Annotated in this window: 16 protein-coding genes and 1 other annotated feature; of the genes, 4 read left to right on the plus strand and 12 right to left on the minus strand. The window is 52.5% G+C overall.

The genetic code is table 11. From position 1 onward, the window contains the following. Nucleotides 1–39 precede the first annotated feature (39 nt). From AC0YOA_RS26100 to AC0YOA_RS26130, 7 genes are all read right to left on the minus strand, one after another. Entirely contained in the window at nt 40–1,437 is a 1,398-nt protein-coding gene (locus AC0YOA_RS26100) for a sensor histidine kinase (RefSeq protein ID WP_475789110.1), read from the minus strand. Next, nucleotides 1,434–2,108 (minus strand): response regulator transcription factor, encoded by a 675-nt coding sequence (locus tag AC0YOA_RS26105; RefSeq protein ID WP_475789111.1) that lies wholly within the window; start codon nt 2,106–2,108, stop codon nt 1,434–1,436. Before AC0YOA_RS26105 ends, AC0YOA_RS26100 begins: the two co-directional genes overlap by 4 nt. 159 nt (nt 2,109–2,267) lie before the next feature. Continuing rightward, nucleotides 2,268–3,383 (minus strand): Gfo/Idh/MocA family protein, encoded by a 1,116-nt coding sequence (locus AC0YOA_RS26110; RefSeq protein ID WP_475789112.1) that lies wholly within the window; start codon nt 3,381–3,383, stop codon nt 2,268–2,270. A 61-nt stretch (nt 3,384–3,444) separates the two neighbouring features. After that, on the minus strand, nt 3,445–3,906 hold the full coding sequence (locus AC0YOA_RS26115; protein WP_475789113.1) for a MaoC family dehydratase: 462 nt from the start codon (nt 3,904–3,906) through the stop codon (nt 3,445–3,447). Next, nucleotides 3,903–5,060, minus strand: a complete 1,158-nt coding sequence (locus tag AC0YOA_RS26120; RefSeq protein ID WP_475789114.1) for a CaiB/BaiF CoA transferase family protein — start codon at nt 5,058–5,060, stop codon at nt 3,903–3,905. The genes AC0YOA_RS26115 and AC0YOA_RS26120 overlap by 4 nt, the downstream gene beginning before the upstream one ends. Further along, on the minus strand, nt 5,060–6,220 hold the full coding sequence (locus AC0YOA_RS26125) for an extracellular solute-binding protein (RefSeq protein ID WP_475789115.1): 1,161 nt from the start codon (nt 6,218–6,220) through the stop codon (nt 5,060–5,062). Before AC0YOA_RS26125 ends, AC0YOA_RS26120 begins: the two co-directional genes overlap by 1 nt. A 615-nt stretch (nt 6,221–6,835) precedes the next feature. Next, nucleotides 6,836–7,417, minus strand: coding sequence for a TetR family transcriptional regulator (locus AC0YOA_RS26130; protein ID WP_475789116.1), 582 nt, complete (start codon nt 7,415–7,417; stop codon nt 6,836–6,838). A 147-nt stretch (nt 7,418–7,564) separates the two neighbouring features. Here AC0YOA_RS26130 and AC0YOA_RS26135 point away from each other — a divergent pair, with 147 nt between their 5' ends. Then, complete coding sequence (locus AC0YOA_RS26135; RefSeq protein ID WP_475789117.1) at nt 7,565–8,353, plus strand: SDR family NAD(P)-dependent oxidoreductase; 789 nt, start codon at nt 7,565–7,567, stop codon at nt 8,351–8,353. A 197-nt stretch (nt 8,354–8,550) separates the two neighbouring features. Here AC0YOA_RS26135 and AC0YOA_RS26140 read toward each other — a convergent pair whose 3' ends face one another. The 3 genes from AC0YOA_RS26140 to AC0YOA_RS26150 all read right to left on the minus strand — a co-directional run bounded on the left by AC0YOA_RS26140 (nt 8,551) and on the right by AC0YOA_RS26150 (nt 13,860). Then, the gene (locus AC0YOA_RS26140) at nt 8,551–9,429 is read right to left on the minus strand and encodes a CAP domain-containing protein (RefSeq protein ID WP_475789118.1); all 879 of its coding nucleotides are present in this window, start codon (nt 9,427–9,429) and stop codon (nt 8,551–8,553) included. A 394-nt stretch (nt 9,430–9,823) separates the two neighbouring features. Further along, the gene (ileS, locus tag AC0YOA_RS26145) at nt 9,824–12,589 is read right to left on the minus strand and encodes an isoleucine--tRNA ligase (RefSeq protein ID WP_475789119.1); all 2,766 of its coding nucleotides are present in this window, start codon (nt 12,587–12,589) and stop codon (nt 9,824–9,826) included. 61 nt (nt 12,590–12,650) lie between these two features. Beyond that, nucleotides 12,651–12,905 (minus strand) — a binding site (T-box leader). 49 nt (nt 12,906–12,954) lie between these two features. Further along, nucleotides 12,955–13,860 (minus strand): TetR/AcrR family transcriptional regulator, encoded by a 906-nt coding sequence (locus tag AC0YOA_RS26150; protein ID WP_475771571.1) that lies wholly within the window; start codon nt 13,858–13,860, stop codon nt 12,955–12,957. 152 nt (nt 13,861–14,012) lie between these two features. Between AC0YOA_RS26150 and AC0YOA_RS26155 the strand changes: the two genes are divergently transcribed. Further along, entirely contained in the window at nt 14,013–15,560 is a 1,548-nt protein-coding gene (locus tag AC0YOA_RS26155) for a DHA2 family efflux MFS transporter permease subunit (RefSeq protein WP_475789120.1), read from the plus strand. 151 nt (nt 15,561–15,711) lie between these two features. On the opposite strand, the gene AC0YOA_RS26160 is transcribed toward AC0YOA_RS26155, so the two are convergent. Both AC0YOA_RS26160 and AC0YOA_RS26165 read right to left on the minus strand, forming a co-directional pair. Then, nucleotides 15,712–17,484 (minus strand): glutamine--tRNA ligase/YqeY domain fusion protein, encoded by a 1,773-nt coding sequence (locus tag AC0YOA_RS26160; RefSeq protein ID WP_475789121.1) that lies wholly within the window; start codon nt 17,482–17,484, stop codon nt 15,712–15,714. Between the two features lie 44 nt (nt 17,485–17,528). Continuing rightward, entirely contained in the window at nt 17,529–18,434 is a 906-nt protein-coding gene (locus AC0YOA_RS26165; RefSeq protein WP_475789122.1) for an NAD(P)/FAD-dependent oxidoreductase, read from the minus strand. Between the two features lie 475 nt (nt 18,435–18,909). Between AC0YOA_RS26165 and AC0YOA_RS26170 the strand changes: the two genes are divergently transcribed. Together AC0YOA_RS26170 and AC0YOA_RS26175 are read left to right on the plus strand one after the other, a co-directional pair. Continuing rightward, a complete protein-coding gene (locus tag AC0YOA_RS26170) occupies nt 18,910–20,406 on the plus strand; it encodes a UDP-N-acetylmuramoyl-L-alanyl-D-glutamate--2,6-diaminopimelate ligase (RefSeq protein ID WP_475789123.1) in 1,497 nt (498 codons plus the stop codon). A 223-nt stretch (nt 20,407–20,629) separates the two neighbouring features. Beyond that, nucleotides 20,630–21,568 (plus strand): hypothetical protein, encoded by a 939-nt coding sequence (locus tag AC0YOA_RS26175; RefSeq protein WP_475789124.1) that lies wholly within the window; start codon nt 20,630–20,632, stop codon nt 21,566–21,568. Nucleotides 21,569–21,808: the final 240 nt, after the last annotated feature.

Below are 21,808 nucleotides of genomic sequence, written 5' to 3' on the forward strand. Positions count from 1 at the left end.
GAAGTTTAAAACAAAGGATCCCCTTTGTTTAAATTTGGTTTAAAAATTAGAATCCATAGCGCGGGGATAAATGTATACCCGCGTGCCTTCCACTGAACCGGCTGTCTGGCGGAAAAGCCCCATCTCCCGGAGCAGATAATCGACAATGGCAAGGCCGATACCCGCCCCTTTGCCGGGGGAATCCGTATCCATTCCCTCACCCCGGTCGGCAATGACAAGGGCGAGCGTCCCTTCATGCTCCTCCGTATAAATCCCGATATAGGCTCCGCCGCCCCCATGTCTGACGACATTTTGGAACAGATTGTCCAATACCCGTCTGAAAGCTTCCTTGTCCACATTCCAGATCAGGGGCTGCTCCGGCAGCCGGACATCAGCATCAATTCCCTCTTTCTCCCAGTGGGGATACCAGGCAGCCGCGCTTTCCCGAACAAGCCGCAGCACATCCTGCCGCTCAGTTTGCAGCGTATACCGGCCGCTCGCCATAAGCGTGTAGGACAGCAGATTCTCGATCTGACTGCCCATATCGCCTATTTTGCCTTCAATTTGGCTTAACGCCTTCTGGGCGGACTGACCGGGCACATCTCTGCGGAGCGAATAGATTTGGCTGCTTATAATCGTGAGCGGCGTTCTCAGGTCATGGGACAGATTGGAGATCAGACGTTTGCGCAGCTCCTCTTCTTCCCTCTCCCGTTGGCGGCTGGCCCTCAGCTGGACCACCATTTCGTTAAAAGCGCCCTCAAGCTGACCGATTTCATCCTCCTTATGCTGCACAATGGGAAGAGGAAGACTATTGTCCGCCGGCAGCGCCATAGCGGATTGCAGGCCGAGCAGACGCACGCGGATCTGTCTGAAGAACAGCCAGGACAGCAGGATAAACAGGACGAACATCAGCACCATAAATCCGATCAAATAGGTTGTGCTATACCCTAAAGGAGCCGTATGCCGCAGCAGGGATCTTGGTATTTGCAGCACCATGAACGCCTTTGCGCTGTCGTCTTTGCCGAGAAGAGCTATTACGGTAAACGGATCCCTGTTAACGCTTTCCTTCATGAACCGTATAGCGGAGGACGCTGTCCAATGCAGGGGAAGCCCCGCCTGCTGCGGCAGCTGAAGCCGGGTGCCGCCGTCGCCGTCCACCCAGAACAAGGATACGTCCGGATACTTCCCCTTTAACTCCTTCAGACGCTGATTGATTTGATCGGCGCTCTGATTGGCCAGCATCGCTGCCTCTTGATGCCAGGCTGATTCCAGATCGGCTGCGCTTCCGTATTGAGACGTATTCGTATCGAGGCTGCGGGTTACCGGAGCCGAGATCACCAGGGCAAGGGAAGCCAGCGCGAACATCACTGGAATAAACAATAAGGCCAGCAGAACAATCAACAAATAACGGGACATTAGAGACCGGCGAAACCCGGCGCCGCTGCGCTTGTTCCTCACAGCCTCACCCGGTAGCCGATACCGCGCAGCGTTTCGATCACTTCGGGAACGGCCGGATTGCGTTCAATGCGCTCGCGCAAATAACGAATATGAACCATGAGTGTTTTATCCCCATCGAAATACGGCTCCCCCCACACGGCTTCATAGATTTGTTCCTTGGTCATAATTTGCCCGAGATGGCGCAGCAGGTAAGAGAAGATCTGAAACTGCTTGCCTGTCAGCAAAATCTCCTCTCCGGTCTCGGTGTTCTCGATCCTTTTCTCCTTCTCGTAGACTAGCAGATGCTTGATCGCCACAGGTTCCACAGGATGAGCGCCAGAGCGCCGGAGCAGCACTTCAATCCGCGCCACCAATTCATCGGGATGAAACGGCTTGGTCAAATAATCATCGGCGAACTGAAGGCCAGCCAGCTTATCGTCTATCGCGGTCCGGGCCGACAGCATGAGGATGGGAATGCCCGGCTCCGCTTTCTTAAGCCGCTGTCCGACGGTGAAGCCGTCCAGTCCGGGCAGCATGACATCGAGAATGACAAGCCCGCAGCCCGGTGCCTCCTCCAGCGCTTTATCTCCGCTCTGCAGCCATTTCACGGCATAGCCGCATTCCTGCAAATGCCGGCTCGTCCAGCTGCCAATCTCCCGATCATCTTCGATATATAGAATTACTGCTTTCATATTTATTCTATCCTTTCGTCTGAACCTGCCAGAAACCATTTCCATTATAATATAACATGTGAGACCAACCGGCCATCATACCGGATGGATTCTATGATTTCAGGCAAAAAAAAAAGCAGCCCGGCATGCATTCATGCGCTGGACTGCCATTGTTATTCGTTATGAGACGGAACCGGCTATTTCCTGCAGATAGACCGGACGATTCTCCGCCATGGAGCGATACGCCGCGAACATCATTTGCATCGTGACCAGATTATCCCTGACGCTGTTCTCCGGCTCGCGTTCTTCCTCGATGGCGCAGAGCAATTCCCCCATCGTTCCCATGAAAGCATGCGGGAACCATAGACCTTCAAGCTTCGGCGCGTATAAACAGCCTGGTTCAAGAAGCTTGCTGTAATAGCCTATCGTATCGCCCTGGCCGTTGGGGTAATTATAAAGCGCCCCGTTCGTCCCCTTGACGATTCCCTCCGTCCCTTCGAACCGGAACGTCGCATACCAGTCATCCTGAGGCATGCCGTTATTATGATTATCGTGAATAAGCCCGCGGGCGTCGCCGGGAAATTTGATATGAATCATCGTCCGTGTCTCGCCTGTCACCCCTTGTCCGGGGTATCTGGCTCCATCGGCATAAATATATTCCGGAATCATGCCCATTACGCTGCGGATCGAATCCAGATAATGAATGCTGTGATACATAATCTCCAGCGTTTCGATCCCGGCTATCCATGGCCAAATCTCCCATGGCGTATGGACATTCACCTGTATTGTCGCCTGCAGCGGAGCTCCGATCAATCCGCGACCGGTCAAATCCCTGCAAGCGCGGATGCCCGGCGACCAGCGCATTTGCTGGTTGGAGGCGGCTTTGACCCCTGACATGCCGCACAGCTCCACAATTTGCGACGCGATTTGATAGGATTCCGCGAGCGGCTTCTGACAGAGCAGATGCTTGCCGCTGGCAGCGGCAGCCCGGACCACATCCCATTGATACTTGGCGGGAACGGCGATGTCCACGACATCGATATTTGGGTCCTTGAGAAGCTGTTCCAGACTGTCGTAGACTTTGCCGATGCCATACCGCTGCGCAGCTTCTACCGCCCTGCTGCGCGTAATATCATAGATTCCCGCCACACGGAAGCCAGCCAGCCGATATGCCGGAAGATGGGCATTCAATACGATGTCCCCGGCACCGACGATACCGATTCCGTAGTCCTTATTGCGCGGCAGCTTCGGCTTGTAATTCAGCTCTATTCCATCCGGCGATGGATGCTTGCTCATGAATGCGCGCTCCTTCCTCTGCTGGATCTGCTGTTATGGACAGGGATAACTCCTGGATCGTTTAAACAGGCTGCACCGCTTCCCCGTTCTTCTTGACCAGCAGCAAATGCTCGCAGACCAGCACAACCTCATCCCGCTGGTTCAGGACCTCGCACAGCTCGCTGACAATCCCTTCGGCGGTCCGTTTGGGATGATCCCGTTTATCCTTGATGGTGACCTTCACCCGGATGGTATCCCCGATAAACACCGGCTTAATAAAGCGCATCCGCTCATAGCCGTACGAGAAAGCCTCGGGATTGATGACCCCTGCGGTCATCCCGACTGCTACGCTGAATATCAGAGTGCCATGGGCCATGCGCTGCCCGAAGGGCTGGGTCTTGCACCACTCCGCATCCATATGATGCGGATAGAAATCCCCGGTTTGGCCTGCATGCATAATAATATCCGTCTCCGTTATCGTCCGTCCGCCGGTATGCCGCTCAGCGCCCAGCTCATACTGCTCATAATACACAGAGTTTATCATTGTATGCCCACGCCTCCAAATTCCCGTTTGATTTTATCATTATGCTGGCCGATTCTGGGAGATCCCACGTCAGATTGGTAGATTTGGCCGTCGATGCGGATGGGACAGCGTGTCGTGACCAGCTCTGCCCCGTTGTCCCTGCGGACTTGCTGCGTCATCTGAAGCTCCTTGAAGGCTTCATGCTCAAGCAGCCGTTCCCAAGTGAGCACATCGGAGCACCAATAATCGGCCGGCTCCAGCTTTCCCAGCCAATAAGCGGTGCTCTCCTTCAGCAGATGCTCCCTCAGATGCGCCTTGATTTCATCTCTTGATGTAAACCAGGTCGCAGGATCGGAGTATTCCGCCAGCGGCTGGCAATCCAGCAGACTGCCAATGGTGATGATAGAGCCCATGGCAAGCGAAATATAACCGTCTTTTGTCTTGTAGATGCCATAAGGCGCGCCCAGATATGCATGGGCATTGTTCACCGCGCTGCGCTGAGGGGCTTTGCCCCCATCGTTCAAATGCGTCGTCAGCACCTCGAATTGAAAATCAAGCGTCGATTCCAGCAAGCTGACCTCCACCAGTCCGCCATGGCCCGTTATGCCCCGCCGCACCAGACAGGCCAATATCCCTTGGACAAGATGTCCGCCAGCCATCATATCGGCAACCGCCAGACCGAACGGGACAGGCGGCTGATCGGCATCGCCGTTGAGCCAGGCCAATCCCGACAGCGATTGAACGAGCAGATCCTGACCCGGCTTGTTCACCCAAGGGCCGCTCCGGCCGTAACCCGTAACCACGCCATAAACCAGACGCGGGTTCCACTCCTTCACCGTCTCATAGGAAAGGCCAATCTTCTCCATCACGCCCGGACGAAAATTCTGAATCATCACATCCGCCTTCTCAATCAAAGAACGGACGAATTTAAGATCTTCCGGATCCTTCAAATTCGCGGACACGCTCTCTTTATTGCGGTTAATGGAATGAAACAGCGTGCTGTCCCCGTCCAGCTCCAGATTGGAGATATACAGTCGTCTGCATAAATCCCCGCCATCGGGGCGTTCCACCTTGATCACCCTCGCGCCCAGATCGGCAAAACGCAGCGCGGCCGACGGACCGGATAGAAATTGACTGAAATCGAGCACCAGCAAGCCCTCGAGCGGTTTAAACATTATGAGTGCTCCCCCTGTCTTTTTTGCGAATCCCGGTACAGCCCGTTCATCTTCTCCAATATCGCGGCTGCATTGCCGCCATTCATCATGTAATCCCGGACATCGTCGCCGGCATGATCCTGAAACGCCAGATAGCCGTTATAACGCGGACGCACGAATGCCCGGTCAAGGACCGGAAGTGTCTGTCCAAAATAATTCAGGCAACGCTTGTTGTTGTCCTCATCCAGCCATGCCGAGCGGTGCCCGGGCTGCCCGCCGCTCTCGGTAAACAGCGTACGCTGCGTCAGCGGATCTGCGGCAAAAGCCGCGTAAGCCAGCGCATGCTCCTTATGCCTGGTGCTGCTGGACACGGCAAGTCCGGTCCCGCCAAGCGTCGACTGCAGCCGCTTCCCCTCGTATTCGGCCAGATCCCCGAACTCCAGCAGATTGGCCGCATAGCCGCGGCGCGAATAATTGGAATACCCATAAGCAAACGGGCAATAGGCCAATTCGCTCCCGTCCGCTGCCATAGCTTCGTATGTTGCAATCGGATTTCGCCCAAAGATTTCCCCGCTGCAAAGCGCTGCAAGCTCCCGCAGCTTATCCAGCGCCAAGATTCCGGTCTCCCGGCTCACAATGTTTTCCTTATTCAGAAAAGGAGTCTCCCCCAGTGCCAGGCAGAACATATAAAAATTCATCAGGCTGTCAATGGCGATAGCGGGAAAAGCAACCTTCCCGGTCCCGGCAAGCGCAAGAACATCCTCCCAGGTTTCTGGCACGCCGATATCCGATGCCGCGAGCAGATCCGGCCGCCAGGACGCTACTGGCGCTGCCGCATCAATGGCCAGAGCAGTCTGCCGGTCATGAAATTGATAGCTGGCATGCGAAGCGCCGACCGTGCCTTCCGCCTGATCCTGCATATAAGACTCAGACAGGGATAGATTGAGCGGAAGAAGCACCCCCTGCTCCGCTGCATAGCCGGCCCAGGGATGATCGATGACCAAGAGATCATAGGCGTCCACCAGCTGCTGCAGGGGCATATCGGCAAACTGCTGCAGGGATCTCTTTTCCCATTGGATCTGAACCTCCGGGTGGAGCTCAGAATAGCGCTGGCTGGTTGCAACCATAGGCAGGTAGCCGCGGGTATGGTTCCATGTCATTCCTTTTAGCAGAATACTCAATTGTTTGCTCTCCCTTTTTGGTATTATGGTAGTACCAATAATATGAATAACTTCTTAAATAAAATGAGACATAAACCGATTTTCATAAATGAAGTTCAATAGCTGACAATAATAAACTTGCGGTAGTACCATAATACCAGATTAACAAAAACGGTGGGAAATGACAATTGATTTTTATGCGGATGCGTGTAAATTTCAGGGGCGCCTGCGTTGGAGAGATTCACTTTATCTCTTGGAGCGCGGTTCGCGCTTGCATTCATGCAAACTAAAAAAACCTCTTTCCTTGTTTAAAAGCGGAATTGGAGGTTCTTTTATGTGGAGATCGGTGCTTTTCAACTTGTGAGAGCACTTAAGGGCAGCTACTTGCTTCGCCGCTTGAGCTTTGGGTGCGCCTGCAAAACGTTGATGCAAACGCCGCCGACTAGTTTAAACGGTTTCGAGAAATAATAGGGTTTAGGATGAAATACGCCTTGCGGCCTGTATAAGTTATCAGGACGGTACAGCGCTATCCACCGCTTTGCTTTCGCTGAAGATTCCGACTGCGGAATGCTTGACCGGGCGAACATCTCGATGGCAAGCTTGCTTGTCAAGAATAGCCTCGGATCGCCTTGGTTATCAGCTGCGCGTCCCCTCATTACCTTGAGCGATTAGCCTGACCGCCTCGGCGATCGCATTTCGCAGCGCAGCCGGGTCCTTCGCGGCATCCGGATCAAGCGAGGGGCCAAAGGGGTTCGCCGGCGTCCAGGCTGTGGCGAGCGTCATGATCGCGGTCAGCAGAAAGCCCGGGGGAAAAGTCGTTCCTACCTGACCGGCGCTTTGCGCCTTCAGCAATGCCGCAACTTTGGCGTCGTGAACGGCCACGCGTACGGCAGGGCTATCCGCCTTCTGTTCCAGGCTGAACCATGCCATCAGCCGCATCAAATCGGGCTGTTTCATCGTGAAATCGAACACGCGCGCCGCGTAACCGGCGAGATCGTCAGGCGTGAAGGTTAGCTCCTCGTATACGCGCGCGAGGTGCTTCTGAAGGATTGTGGTGAAGAGCGTTTCCTTATTTTCAAAGTAGATATAGATCATATTCTTGTTGCACCCGGCGTTCTTGGCGATGCGGTCGACCCGCGCCCCTGCAATGCCATAGGCGGAGAACTCCGCCATAGCCGCCTCCAGTATCCGTTCTCTGGTCGCTTCGGCATTTCGCATGACTGTTCCTCCTTGTTTCTTGCATTTTGGCTACAAATATATCATGACAATAATGATTTGACAAACCGGTCAGTTAGGTCTATATTATATCTAACCAGTTAGTCAAATATCAATGAACTGGCATCTTACAGAAAGAAGGAATGCGTAATGACACAGCAAACTTCCGGGAAAGCAACCCATTCAAGCGCCAAGATCGCCATCGTCACAGGCGGAAGCCGCGGCCTGGGCCGCAGCACCGTGCTGAGCCTGGCCAAGCGTGGCGTCGATTCGATCTTCACCTACCATTCCAATCAGACTGAAGCCGGGAAGGTCGTCGGCCTGGTACGCGAGACGGGGCAAAAGGCCATCGCCCTGCAGCTCGACACCGGCAATGTCGGCTCCTTCGATCCGTTCGTGCAGAGCTTGCGCGAGGCCCTCACAGAGCTGGGTGCGGAGCGCTTCGACTACCTCGTCAACAACGCCGGTACCTCTCACCACAACACATTCGACCAAACGACCGAGGAAGAGCTGGACAGTCTATATGACATCCACTTCAAGGGCGTATTCTTCCTGACGCAAAAGCTCCTTCCGCTCATCAACGATGGCGGGCGTATCTTGAACATCTCGACGGGCCTGACCCGCATCGTCACACCGGGGAGCGGCGCCTACGCATCCATGAAGGGCGCAATCGAGATTCTGACCAAGTATCAGGCAAAAGAGCTTGGCGCACGCGGGATTGCGGTCAATACGGTCGCCCCCGGAGCCATCGCGACCGATTTCAGCGGCGGCATGGTCCGCGATAATCCCGACCTGAACAAACGCGTCGCGGAGATGACAGCGCTCGGCCGGGTTGGACAACCCGATGACATCGGACCGATGATCGCCTCGCTTCTTTCCGATGAGAACAGCTGGATCAACGCACAGCGCATCGAGGTCTCGGGCGGCATGTCGATCTAAACCCAAGAACACAGGAACGGCTCTCCTTCTATACTGTCAGTAGAAGAATACCCAGTGGAAATTCCGCCAGGGCAAGTTATTGTGGCTTCATGACCTATTCTCTCCTTAACATCAAACAGCACTCCACATTCATGCGTGGAGTGCTGTTTAATGTTGGAGGCAGCTTCATGCACAGCCCAATTAAGGGTAAAGACTGATTATCCGGTAAACTCCTGGACCCATTCATTGTTATAAAAGGCAATGCCGATTTGGGTATAGCTCTTATTCAGTATGTTGGCTTTATGCCCCGGACTGTTCATCCAATCCTTCATAACCTGGGTTGGGGTGGTCTGACCATTGGCGATATTTTCGCCTGCTGAATTATACGTGATCCCGAACTCCTTCATCATATCGAATGGGGATCCGTGCGTAGGAGAATTATGATCAAAGTAATGGTTATTGTACATATCCTGTGCTTTGACCATGGCCATATTCGACAATTCGCTGCTCATACTCAGTGAACCCAATCCTGCTTTGGATCTTTCCTGATTGACCAGCTCCAGAACCTGCTGTGCGAATTGCGATGAATCCGTTTTGCTTTCGGGCGCCTGTCCTGCCGGTCCGGTCGGCACTTGATTTCCCGGGCTTTCTGTGCCCGTCTGATCTGCCGGGTTCCCTGTTGGTGTCTGCTCACCTGTATTTCCGGTCGGAGTCTGGGTTCCAGGATTGCCTGTCGGCATCTGGTTGGCCGGATTCCCTGCCGGTACGCCATTTGGATTCCCTGTAGGCATCTGTTCCCTTGCGTTTCCTGCAGGTGCCTGATTAGCCGGGTTTCCAGCCGGAGTCCCAATCAGATCCAATAAATCCGAAGCAATTCCATTTGGCGCTTCCTTGGCGGTGACAGACGGTTGATTTACACTGGACCCCACTGATGTAGCTGTTGATGATGCCTTTGTTACGGTAGTTGCAGGAGCAGCGGTATGCGTATGAGTTAGAATTCGTGTCTGCTTGGGAACCGATTGCTTATGGGCCACATTGTTGTTGGCTGTACAGCCCGTTACCAGCAATAACACGGCAAATACGATAAACTTGATCACTTTCCAACCTCCTTGGTTCGTTTAATGAGATGTTAACAAGTTTAAGGTTCACTGCGGATGTGCTAATTATTCCTCGTCGTCCCTCCCTCAATAATCCTTTTCCAATGCCTCAATAGACCTATCATCGCCAAGCTTGACAGAATGCTGTCTATAGGACGTGTCGATTTCTCAATGAGCAGCAGGGGAATGCAAGCAATTCAGAAGTAGCTGGCGTAGGCGGAAAAGGGCTTTTGGCTTCTAAGAAATTCTATGCTTATCGAGGAATAAGCGAAGAAAATGTTGGCAATCGCCAATTAATCATGAATATTAAAAAAACCGTCCTCCAATGGGGACGGTTTTTTGCTTATTATTTATCTGTAAAGCCAACCTCTCAAGACTGGAACGAACATGTTTTTTACGACGACAACTTCTTCATGACAGCCGCACAGCGCGGACATAAGGTGGGATGATCGGCATCCAGGCCAACCAGAGGCGTGACATTCCAGCAGCGCTCACATTTTTCCCCTTCGGCCACAACCACTTTCACCGGAAGCTGTTGGCTTGCCTGCGCCTCATCCGGAACTGTAATGCCGGGCGGATGCACCTGTACCGCTGATACGATGAAAAGCTGCTCCAGCTGCTGGAATTCCTGAAGCCGCGCATAATCTTCTTCACCCGGATAGAGATGTACGGCGGCGCTCAATGAATTGCCGATGACTTTGGCTTTGCGCGCATCCTCCAATGCTTTGAGTACATCATCACGCAGCCCGATGAACCGCTCCCACTTCGCCTCCAGCGCCTGATCGAACAAGCCTGCATCCACAGCGGGCAGATCGGCCAGCTGTACGCTCGGCAGCTCCGTACCCGGGATATAGGTCCATGCCTCATCGGCCGTATGGGGCAGGATTGGCGCAATCAGCTTCGTGATGGCAGTAAGAGCCTCATACAGCACAGTTTGCGCTGCCCGCCTGGAGACGTCATCCGGCGCATCGGCATAAAGACGGTCTTTCAGGATATCCAGATAGAATGCACTCAGATCGACCGCACAGAAATGATGGACCGATTGGTAAACCAGGTGAAACTCATAGGCGTCATATGCCTTCGTTACCCGCTCAATCGTCCGGTGCAGCCGCAGCAGCGCGAAACGGTCCAGCTCGCTCAGCCGCTCTACAGGAACCCGGTGCCTGGATGGATCATAATCGAACAGATTGCCGAGCAGGAACCGCAGAGTATTGCGGATTTTCCGGTAGACCTCCGTCGTTTGGCCCAGAATGTTATCCGAAATTCTGACATCGGACTGATAGTCCGCAGAAGAAACCCACAGACGGAGAATATCCGCACCCAGCTTGTCGCACACTTGATTGGGATCAACGGTATTGCCAAGCGATTTGGACATTTTACGTCCCTCGCCGTCCAGCGTGAAGCCATGGCTGAGTACGGCCTTGTATGGAGCCTGCCCTTTCACTGCGGTTCCCGTGATCAAAGAGGAGTTAAACCAGCCGCGGTATTGATCGGAGCCCTCCAGATAAAGATCCGCCGGCCACTGCAGATCCTCCCGTGAATCCAGCACAGCGACATGGCTGGAGCCGGAATCAAACCATACATCCATAATGTCCGTTTCCTTGCGGAATTGATCATGTCCGCATTTGGAGCAAGCGGTACCTGCCGGAAGCAGCTCCGTCTCATTGCGCTGAAACCAGCTGTTGGAGCCTTCCTGCTCGAATATTCCCGCCACATGCTCGATGGTCTCTCCATTCACAAGCGGCTCATTGCAGCTGCGGCAGTAAAAAATCGGAATGGGAACGCCCCATGCCCGCTGCCTAGAAATACACCAGTCGCCGCGGTCGGCAATCATATTATGCAGCCGGATTTCCCCCCATTCCGGGGTCCAGGCCACGCGCTTGATCTCATTCAGCATCTGCTGGCGGAAACCGTCCACGGAAGCGAACCACTGCTCGGTGGCCCGGAAGATCACAGGCTTCTTCGTTCGCCAATCATGCGGATAGGGATGTGTAATGGTATTCTGATGCAGCAGATGGCCAGATTCCTCCAGCATCTGCGTGACCAGTTTGCCGCCCTTCTCATAGAACATGCCTTCGAATCCCGGTGCTTCCGCGGTGAAATGCCCCTGATCATCCACCGGACAGAGCACGCCCAGATTATATTTCTGCCCGATCATAAAATCGTCCTCCCCATGTCCTGGAGCCGTATGAACGCAGCCTGTTCCTGCCTCGAGCGTGACATGATCGCCAGTCATCACAAGTGAAGTTCGATCGTAGAAAGGATGCTGGCACAGCACGCCTTCAAGCTCGCTTCCCTTGAAGGAAGAGAGCGTATTAACATCCTTCCAGCCGACTTCTCGCGAGACTGCTTCCAGCAGCCCTCCGGCAACCACGAATTTCTTCCCGCCCGTTTCAACCAGAACATAATCAAAGTCCGGGTTCAGAGAAATGCCAAGGTTCGCAGGCAGCGTCCAAGGGGTTGTCGTCCAGATGACGATTGAGGCATCTGATGGAAGCTTCCCATTCCCCACCTTCACATCAAAAGCGACGTATACGGAGGTAGAAGTCTTATCCTGGTATTCAATCTCCGCTTCCGCCAGCGCACTCTCCGAGGACGGAGACCAGTAAACCGGCTTCAAGCCTTTATAGATGTAGCCTTTGTTCACCATTCCGCCGAATACGCGGATTTGCTGTGCCTCATACTTGGGCTGAAGCGTAATATACGGGTTGCTCCAGTCGCCCCGGATACCCAGCCGCTTGAACTGCACCTTCTGCTTTTCCACCCACTCCAGGGCATATTCTTTGCAATAATCACGGAATTCAGAGACCGTCATTTTCTTGCGGTCCACCTTGCCGCCGTTGGCAATCGCCTGCTCGATAGGCAGCCCATGCGTATCCCAGCCGGGAACAAAAGGGGCATCGAAGCCCTGCATCGTCTTGAAGCGGACAATCATATCCTTCAAAATCTTGTTCATCGCATGGCCGATATGGATGTTGCCATTGGCATACGGCGGTCCGTCATGCAAAATAAATTTCGGCTTGCCCCTGCGGCTGCTGCGCACCTGGGCATAGATATCCTGCTCTTCCCACTGCTGCTGCAGTTTGGGCTCTGCCTGCGGCAGATTGCCGCGCATGGGAAAATCGGTTTGCAGCAGGTTTAACGTTTTTCCATAATCCATCCGTCTCACTCCTTGTCGGTGTTTAGGTAAATAAATATAAAAAAGACCTCTCATCCCTGAAAAAAGGGACGAGAAGTCTCGCGGTACCACCCTGATTAAGCCAGGCGCCTGTGGCATGTCAGGAACATACCGGCAGCGCCAATGCTTCGCTCTGGTGATCGTTAACGGGATCTGCCGATACTCTCTAAGCCTGTATAAGGTTCAAGAGATACTCAAGGGTGATTTTCCAACGGCGGTTGAAGTCCGGGCTTTCACCAAATCCCCGGCTCGCTGGCTGCAACCTGTGCCTTGTACTCGTCCCTGTCATCGCTTTGGTCGTCATTTTGCTTATTGTGAAGTAGTATAGCGGATAACCGGATCCTTAGTCAACCAATCCCGTCCAGCTTATGCCTGTACCTGATCAGATGCCTGTTCAGCTGCCAAACAAAGTATTTGAGCTCATGCTCCTGCTCCAGCAGTACGAGCAGCGCCTGCATCACGACCAGTTTGGGTCGTTCCTGTCTGAATTCATCCTGAAGCGCCTCAACCGCCTCTTTCAGCTGCGTTCTTTTTGCATTGGTGACGGACAGCTCCTTCACGGTCGTCAGCAGCACCGCCAGCAGAGCGTTCCGATGATCGTCAGCAGAGACCGCAATCCCTTCCATGCCGCATTTCACGCATTCATTCATAAGCGAGTCGCTTAATACCGGAAGCGGTTTCTTTTGCAGAATGCTCGCAGCCATTTCCTCAATGCGGTCTACAATGAAAGAGGTGATATCTCTGATAATCAGCGGTTTATCCTCGAAGACCAGCAGGAAGATATATTCCCGTACAATGCCGTTATACATAACGACCAGATCCCATATGTTCGGAATGATTTCGTCACCCACCAGCCTGATCAAGCCTTCCTTATGGAAGTTAAGCAAGCTGGATTTCAACTGCAGGAAGAACGTCGTCATTTGCCCGTCGGACTTCGTCAGCTCTTTGATTTCCTGCATAATAAACCGGTTGACCATAAAAAACTCAAATTGAATTTCCGTTTCCCGGATAAAAACCTCGCGCGGGGAAAGCTCCGAATGCTCTCTGATAGTCTCAAGCTGCTCACGCAGATTTTGTATACGGCTCACATGAACTTCCCTGAATAAATCCTCTTTGGACTGAAAGTATTTATATAAAGAACCTTTGGCGATTCCACAATCATCGGAAATATCCTGAATCGATGTGGCCAGATATCCTTTTTCCGAGAAATGACGAACAGCGGACTCAATAATTCTGTCCTTGATAAGGCTCACTTTACTCCCTCTTTTCAAAAAAATGATTTGACTTTCACAAGAATATCGGTAAAATTAAGCCTACCGTGACCGATAGGTTTTTTATAAAAACCATAAGTCAATAATAGGAGGTTATTCAACTCACGTCAAGGCGAGCTTGAACATGCTGCATATTGTGTCAGGCACGGTATAGAGAAAGAGACAAATATATAGAGATGGAGAGGAACAAACTCATGTCCACGCAAAATGCATCAACTGCTGCGTCAGAGCCGGAATTTTCAATCAAATCCATAATTGCGCCGCTTCTTGCCGTCATTATTGGAATGATCATGGTTATTCTGGACAGTACAGTCGTCAATGTCGCCGTTCCTAACTTGCAGGATTACTTCAACAGCTCGCTCAAAACCATTCAGTGGACAATCACTGGATACACCCTTGCACTATCGGCGGTCATTCCGCTGGCCGGCTGGATGACGGATAAATTCGGCGCGAAGCGGGTTTTCCTGATTACCATCGCCTTGTTCACACTCGGTTCTGTGCTCTGCGCTTTGGCGCAAACGCCGGAACAGCTCGTTCTTTTCCGCATCATTCAAGGGGTTGGCGGCGGTATGGTGTCCCCAATCGGCATGGCGATGATATTCAAGCTCGCTCCAACCGAGAAAAGGGGAGCTGTAATGGGCATGCTCGGTATTCCGATGCTGCTTGCTCCCGCTGTCGGGCCGATCCTGTCGGGTTGGTTGATCGGCTTCGCGTCCTGGCATTGGATCTTCCTGATCAACCTGCCAATCGGGATTGCCGCTCTGCTTGTCGGAATCAAATATCTGCCTAACGTTGAGCGTCAAAAAGCGCCTGCCCTTGATATTCTCGGTATGATCCTTGCTCCCATCGCCTTCTCCATGCTGGCTTACGGCGTGAGCGAAGGTGGAACGGACTGGGGCTCCACCAAGACCTTGACCGGTCTGATCGTAGGCGGCGTCGCCCTGATTCTGTTCATTATTGTAGAGCTTCGCCAGAAGCAGCCGCTGTTGGAACTGCGCGTATTCGGATCATCGGATTTCACACGCGGCGTAATTATTCTATGGATTTCGCAAGTGGCGTTGTTCGGTGCGATCCTGATGATTCCGCTGTACCTGCAGAATGTCAGAGGCTTCACGGCACTCGAGAGTGGATTAACCACCTTGCCAATGGCCATTTGCTCGATGATCTTCATGCCGATCGGCGGACGTCTGTTCGATAAATTAGGCGCGCGTCCCCTGGCATTCACCGGTCTGACGATCATAGCTGTCGCTCTGTTTACTCTCTCCCAGGTCAATGTGGATACCAAGATGGCTTTGGTCATGATTCCAATTGCCATGATGGGCGCCGGCATGGGATTGTCCATGATGTCGTTGAATACGCATGTGCTGAACTCGGCTCCACGCAGGCTTGTAAGCCGGGTAACGCCTTTGACAACTGCCAGCCAGCAGGTCGTTACTTCATTCGCGATTGCCGGTTTGACAGGATATTTAACTTCCCAAATATCCGTTCATATGAAGGAAGCCGGCGCAGGCGGGGATCCATTGATAAGCGCTACTTCTGCCTTTGACGATACTTTCTTTGTAACAGCCTTCGTCGCGCTTGCGGGCGTATTATTAAGCATCATCCTCCGCAAACCGCGGGTTAAAGCGGATCATGAACGGGAAGAAGATGCTCCGGATCCAGCCATGATGATGGGCCATTAATTTCATTTATTAAGAATCAATACTCATAAGAAAGGCCGTCGATTGCAATCGACGGCCTTTCTTTGTTGTCCTTGCCGTCTGCATCCGTACACGGCCACAGGCACTTTACATCCGATAGGTTGCGGATGCGGACGGCACCGTGAAGTTTGGCCTACTCGGCAGCCGGCAGCTGGAACGAGCTTTTCAGAGAAACCACTTGATTGAACACCGGCGCTCCGGGCTTCGAGTATTTCGTATCCACGTTAAAATAACCATGACGGAAAAACTGGAATTTGTCCTGCGGCTTGGCTTCCTTCATCTCCGCTTCGACAAACCCCCGCTTGATGGTCAGCGAATTCGGATTGAGTTGATCAAGGAACGTCTTGGCCGGCTTCTCAACCGCTGCCGCATCCAATCCATCCTCTTCGCCAAGCAGTTCATCCTCAGGCGCTTCCGCGCTGATCAGCGGCTCGTACAGCCTGAATTCCGCCTCAACCGCCTGGCTCGCTTCCACCCAGTGAATCGTGCCCTTCACCTTGCGGCCGGTAAATCCGCTGCCGCTCTTGGTCTCAGGGTCATACGTGCAGTGAATCTCGATGACCTTGCCGTCCGCATCCTTGATCATCTCATTGCACTTGATAAAGTAAGCATTCTTGAGCCGTACCTCGTTGCCCGGGAACAGGCGGAAATATTTGTTCGGCGGATTTTCCATGAAATCGTCCTGCTCAATATAGATTTCCCGCGAGAACGGAATTTGGCGATTGCCCATTTCCGGATTCTCGCTGTTATTTTCCGCTTCCAGCCACTCTACCTGGCCTTCGGGATAATTGGTGATGACCACCTTGAGCGGTTGAACGACTGCCATTGTTCTTGGGGCCTTCAGCTTGAGGTCCTCCCGGACAAAATGCTCCAGCATCTGCAGCTCCACAAGGCCCTGGCTTCTGGATATCCCGGTCTCATAGATGAAATTGCGGATCGCCTCAGACGTGAAGCCGCGGCGTCTTAGGCCCGATATCGTCGGCATGCGCGGGTCATCCCAACCGTCCACATGCTTCTCGTCGACAAGCAGCTTCAGCTTGCGCTTGCTGGTCACAGTCTGGGCCAGATTGAGCCGTCCGAATTCGTATTGGCGCGGTGTGGCCGCCATCTCGCATTCCGCGACAACCCAGTCGTAGAACGGACGCTGATCCTCAAACTCCAGCGAACAGAGAGAATGCGTCACGCCCTCAATGGCATCCTCAAGCGGATGGGCAAAGGTGTACATTGGATAAATGCACCATTTATCCCCTGTGTTGTGATGGGAAGCATGAGCAATGCGGTAAATGACAGGGTCGCGCAAATTGATATTCGGCGAAGCCATGTCGATTTTGGCGCGCAGTACCTTTTCCCCATCCTTCAATTCCCCGCTGCGCATTTTCCGGAACAGCTCCAGATTCTCCTGAACGCTGCGGTCCCGGTAGGGGCTGTTCTTACCCGGTTCAGTCAGAGTGCCGCGCATTTCACGAATTTCCGCAGCGCTGAGATCATCGACATATGCCTTACCCTTCCCGATCAGCTTCTCGGCCCGATTGTATATTTCCTCGAAATAATCGGAAGCGAAAAACAGGCTTTCCCAGTCATAGCCAAGCCATTTTACATCTTCCTTAATGGAATTTACATATTCGACATCTTCTTTTAACGGGTTGGTGTCATCGAAGCGCAGATGGGTCCTGCCGCCAAACTCGTCCGCCAGGCTGAAGTTAATCCAGATTGCCCGGGCATGTCCAATATGCAAATATCCATTCGGCTCGGGTGGAAAACGCGTAACCACTTGCTTCGTCTTGCCGCTTCCCAGATCCTCAGTCATGATATTTTTAATAAAATTGGGGGGAGTTTTCGCATTCTCCACATCGATCAACCTTTCGTTGTACAAATTGGCGACTATTGCCTGCAAAATAAGTTTCATTTAAATATACCTTTAAACCGGGGAATGATCAATATGATCGATTTTCAAGACCCGATCAGGCTCTTATGTATCCAAATAGCAGCCTGCGCGCCATCCCCCATGGCAATCGCCGCTTGTTCGGAATGCACCGTCACATCGCCAGCCGCCCATACATGGCTTACACTCGTCATTTTCGTGCGGGCGTCCACGATAATATGACGGTTGTCCATCAGCTTGACGCCGAGCTGCTCAGCCAAATCGGATTGAACCTTATTTCTTCCAAAAGCGATAAACCCGCAATCCGCTTCAATGTAAGCTCCGTTTGAAAGCCTCACACCCGCCATTTTACCGTCCGTATGATCCACTGCTGCGACCGCTTCTTCCATATATGCAATTCCCTTTTGCTTGAGCTGCTCGTGCATGCCTGCATCCAGCTCCTGCCGCTCATGGTTGATATATATGATCTCCTCTGTCCAGTAACGCAGCACCAGGGCCATCGATGCGCCGGCATTGCCCGAGCCGAGCACCAGCGTGCGCTTGCCTCTTATTTCATAGCCATCGCAGTCCGGGCAAATATAGAGGCTGGTGCCGATGCAGGGCTTCAGATCCAGATCGGCAGGCAGCCGATCCGAAACTCCCGTCGCCAGCAGCAGTCTTTTCGCCTCATACACGGCTCCTGCTGCTGTATCGACCCTAAACCCGCCATCCCGGATTTGTGTCATCACCACTGTTTCTTTCGCCAGCTCGATGCCAAGCTTTTCCGCCTGGGACCTCCCCAATCGAAGGAGCGCTTCCCCGCTGATTCCTTCCGGCCAACCCATAAGATTATGATAACGGCGGCATATGGTGGAGCGGCCTTTGCCCCCATCCAGCAGCAGGACCCGGTGCTGATACCTGCCTAACTGGATTGCTGCCTGCAAACCGGCAATTCCCCCGCCAATAATGATGCATTCATATGGACTTCTAATCATGTTGTCCTCCTTTTGCCTGATATGTCGCATGTCCGAAAATTCCATTCCTTTTATTATTCCTCAGCAAGAATCCATTAACCCTGGTTGAATTTAAATCAGTTTTTTTGATCGAATCATGCAAAAATTTGCAAGTTGGAAACAATCCGTATTGGCGCGGAAACATTGTCCGGCTAATCTGGATTAATAAATCACGGCAATGAAGACCATCGGTTGGCTTGGATTACAATACTATAAGTCTTTTAATCAGACGGGCTGAACGTGAACCATAGGACAGTCCGCCGCTACCTCCAATGCCGACTTTACTGCCCATGCAAAAGCAAACTGGAGCTGTTTGACATTGGCAATGCATTTCCCGGACATATTATGTGGAAGAGCTTCGCCGTGATTGGTCACAGAAAGAAGCAGATACGGGACGGTTTTAACTGATTGGCATGATTGGACCAGCAAGATACTCAATTGAAAGGGGGTAAAAACGATGTGGTTGTCGTCCATTGTTACCGATCTTGAATTCGTCAAGGTAAAAGGAGATCTCGAGATTGAAATCAACGCCATTGCATTCGACTCCCGAAACGTGACAGTAGGCAGCGTCTTCGTGGCGATATCCGGATTCGAGACCGACGGTCACCGGTTTATCGGCAATGCCATAGAACGGGGAGCGGTTGCCGTCATTGTAGAGAAGGATCTGGACGTGGACGCTCCAATCACAGTCTTGAAGGTTGCCGATTCACGTTATGCGCTTGCGCATCTGTCGGCTGCCTTCTATGCCAACCCGACCGCACAGCTTAATCTGATCGGCGTTACCGGCACGAATGGCAAAACCTCCATCACCTATTTCATACAATCCATTCTGGAGCAGGCCGGCCGCTCCGTGGGTCTGATCGGCAGCATGGGTGCGCTGATTAACGGCATGGCGGTCAAAAGCAGAAACACGACACCCGAATCGCTTCATCTTCAGCAGTTGTTTGCGAAAATGCGGGAAGCCGGGATTGACGATTGCGTAATGGAGGTATCCTCCCATGCGCTCAGTCTGGGGCGTACCGCCCACTCCCGCTTCAAGGTCGGCATATTTACCAATTTGACACCCGATCATCTGGAGTTTCACCAGACCATGGATGAATATTTCAGGGTAAAATCCCAATTGTTCGAAAGAACCAGCTGCGCCAATATTATCAACGCCGATGATCCATACGGCCAATTGCTGATCGACAAGCTGAAAGTGCGGCCGGTAAAACTGATTACTTACGGTATCCGCAATGACTGCGACGTCTATGCTGCCGATATCCGGTATTTTGAAAATGCGGTATCCTTCACTGCCCATACACCCGCTGGATCCATACCGGTGCGGGTACACCTGCCCGGCATTATTTATATCTATAACGCGCTTGCGGCCATTGCCTGCGCAATCGGCTGCGGCATTGGCCTTGATGACATTCAAGCCGGCATTGACAGTGTAAAAGGGGTATGCGGCAGACTGGAAACCGTTTATCAGGATGATGATAACAAGGTAATCGTCGATTTTGCCCATACCGAGGACGGACTGGAGAAGGCGCTTAAGACGATTCGGCCATTCGTACGCTCCAGAATCATTCTTGTGTTCGGGGTATACGGCGCCGAAGGCATGCATGGCCAACGCAAGCGGTACGCCATGGGCAAGATTGCGGCGACCTATTCCGACTTGTCCGTTGTCACGTCGGATAATCCCAAAAACCAGAACCCGCAGCGCATCATACAAGAGATCGTCAATGGAATCCGGCAGGCCGGAGGCGAATACCGCTCGTTCGTTGACCGCAAGGAAGCAATTCTATTCGCTCTCCAGGAATGCCGGAAAGGCGATGTTGTACTGATCGCCGGCAAAGGCCATGAAACGACGCAGATTCTGGGCAGCACGGAACTGCCTTTTAACGAACGAGAGATCGTGAGCCAATTCATGGCGGCCAAACGCGAAGCCAGATTGGCAGGGACCTCGAATTGAAATTTTCGGGTGAAACGGCATGCAGAAGAATGAGACCCGGCAGGATGTCATAGGATGTCATTGATGCAATGGACATTTTATCGGTCGTCCACTTTTTTGCCCGGCGCAAGCAGCGCCATAACCGGAAGGTTTGCAAGTCGGAAACAAGTTGTGATTCCACTGAAACAATGTTCGGGTAATCTATATTTAGCCCGAAAAACTAGAATGATGGAGGATTACAATTATGACTACTTTTTCTAAAAGCACGAAGGTTCTCACTTTAGCCGCGCTCGCAGCACTGACCTTATCCACTCAAGCCGGAGCAGCACCACTGCAGAACTCATCCATTGCTCCCCAGAAGCTGGCCGTGCAAGCTTCAGCTCTGAATACAGGTACAGCAACCAAGGTCTTCAATAATTTTCAGGCCATGCTGAAGAAATCAGGGCAGCTGCCCCAAGCCTTCGCTTATTTGAGCGAGCATATCGATGAAGTGTCTCCCTATCAGGCTTCCTTGATGGTGCTGTTCCTGGAGAACGGGATCAAGAAAGAGCTGCCGGTTATTGAGAAGAAATTTTATCCGGAATCCATTCAAGCCGCTATCGGCAAAGTGTACAAAATCGGAGACAGCCTGACCAATGTCCTCAATCGGACCAAAGACAACAAGCTGAAAGCACTGCTGAAGGAAGCCAACGCGAGCGGCTACAAGCTAGAGACGGCAGAAGGCATGTTCTTCCCCGTGGTCAGCTACAAAGCTCTGCAGCCCTTCACCAAAGGGATTAATCCGGATATCCGGGCATATGTCGATATCATGACCGTTGAATCGGAGAAAGCGAAATTGAAGGATGCCGCCCTCACGATCGGCTATCAGGAGCTCGTCAACCGCGCTCTTGCGGCAGAACGATTCGTGAAGCAGTATCCAAACTCCAACCGGACCGCGCAAATCAAAAATTTATTTGCTGAATATAAGACGCTTACGTTCTTCGGTTCCAACAACACGCCGCTGTTTGATTATGAAAATAAAAAAATCCAGGCAAACGCCAAGATCGGTTATACCAATGTTCTGAAATGGAACGATCCGGCTTCCAGTGGGTATTTGACGCTGCTGAAGAAATTCATGGATGTCGTGGCCGATCATGACTATAAGCTGACTTCAGAGGTTGAGAAATTCCGTAAAAATGTGTAGCTTCTCCCTAAATCCCTCCATAGGAGGGACCCCAAAGGGCCGCCGGCCCTCTGGACACCCGGAATTTGAATAACGTTGGTGTTGCAGAGAAACGCTTGGTTGATGCTCCCTGCATGGATCGTTTTCATCCCTTTCGGGACACACTTCCATGCGGAGCTCCCAAGCCGCCTGGTGGACTGCGTACAGCTCCTCCCAAAATCCCTCCATAGGAGGGACCCCAAAGGGCCGCCGGCCCTCTGG

Source organism: Paenibacillus sp. JT22N12, assembly GCF_056269365.1.